The organism is Delftia acidovorans NBRC 14950, from assembly GCF_001598795.1.
Classification (GTDB): Bacteria; Pseudomonadota; Gammaproteobacteria; order Burkholderiales; family Burkholderiaceae_C; genus Comamonas; species Comamonas acidovorans.
The window spans coordinates 1-1,582 of record NZ_BCZP01000072.1 but is presented as its reverse complement, the minus strand read 5'-3'; the positions used below and the strand labels follow the sequence as shown (position 1 = coordinate 1,582).

The 1,582-nt window shown below is 69.7% G+C and carries 2 pseudogenes; both read left to right on the top strand.

From position 1 onward, the window contains the following. Positions 1-1,044 (top strand): annotated as a pseudogene (locus DA1_RS29285) (hypothetical protein); the annotation flags it as partial. Continuing rightward, positions 1,041-1,582, top strand: a pseudogene (locus DA1_RS29280) (phage tail tip fiber protein); the annotation flags it as partial. The pseudogenes DA1_RS29285 and DA1_RS29280, both read left to right, overlap by 4 nt.

The window sequence follows — 1,582 nt, the reverse complement described above, 5'->3', positions numbered from 1 at the left end:
CTGGTGCAGGAGCTGCAGATCTCCGTGGCCAGCTTCCTCGATGACAAGAAGGGCGAGGAGCTGGACAGCCTGCAGCCGCAGTTCACCTGGGCCGCGCCGCCCTACCGCATGGACAGCCAGTACGAGGGCGACAACAAGCCCAGCGTGGGCGCCAATCCCTACCTGCGCGGGCTCACTGGCATGCCCAACGGCATCATGGCCGGCTTCATCGACAACACCGTGGCGTTCTGCGAGCCCTACGTGCCCTACGCCTGGCCCGTGGACTACCAGGTCACGACCGAATGGCCCATCGTGGGCATGGCCGTGTTCGACCAGACGCTGTTCGTGGGCACGGCCGGCAATCCGTACTTCGTGACGGGCGCGCACTCGGCGCAGATGTCGGCCATCAAGCTGGACAGCAACCAGTCCTGCAGCGCACGCCGCTCCATCGTGCCCGTGCAGGGCGGCGTGCTCTATGCCTCTGCTGATGGCCTGTGCCTGGCCAGCCCGGGCGGCGTGCAGGTGGTGACGCGGCAGCTGATAGCGCGCCAGGACTGGCAGCGCATGCAGCCGTCCAGCATGTTCGCGGCCGAGCATGAGGGCGTCTACTACCTGTTCTACGCCGGCGCGGGCGGCGGCTGCCTGGCGTTCAGCGCGCAAGACGGGGCCAAGCTGGGCCATACCGACCTGGGCGGCGCGACAGTGACGGCGGTTTGGGTGGACCGCTTCAACGACCTCATGTACGTGGCGCGCGGCCAGGACATCCTGGAATGCTTCACGGGCGATGCCCTGCGCACGGCGCGCTGGCGCACAGGCCTGGCCACCCAGGGCCAGCAGCTGCCGCTGGCCTGGGCCAAGGTCTACGGCCTGCAGGACGCCCAGCACCCGATCACGCTGCGCCTGTGGGGCGACGGCCAGCTGCAGCACACGGCCCAGTTCACCGACCTGCAGCCGCAGCGCCTGCCGCCCGGGCGCTGGCTGGAGCACCAGGTGGAGATCGAGGGCGCGGCCCGCGTCACCAGCGTGGTGCTGTGCTCGACCACAGAGGAGCTGCGCAGCGTATGACCAACCGCAAGAAGATCGACACGGGCGCGGCCCGCCTGCCGGCCCTGGCCCGGGTCAACGTCCAGGACAAGGCCCTGTCCAACTGGATGCAGGCCGTGACCGAGCACCTGGAAGTGCGGGCCGGCGGCCGGGGCAACGAGTTCGAGCGCGGCGTGACCCTGCGCGAGCTAGTGGCCCTGCAGGGATCGGTGCAGGGCGTCACCCAGCTGCTGGCCAAGGACAAGACACCCGGCGAGGGCGAGATCGTCATCGACCTGGGCGGCGGGCTGTCGGCCACGGTGGCCGTGGAGCGCTTCGCCCAATCCATCATCGAATCGCGCCTGTTCAAGAGCCTGGCCAAGACCCTGGACGACCCCACCCGCTTCGACCACTTGGCGCAGGAGATCCGCGACGAGTTGCTGCGCTCCATCGCCGACGAGGCCGCCAAGCGCGGCGCCGAGGTGCGCGAGCTGCAGACCGTGGTGCAGAGCAACGAGCGCAGCCTGGCCATGGCCGTGCGCGAGGTCACTGCCAGCCTGCGCAACGCCAGCGCAGGCCT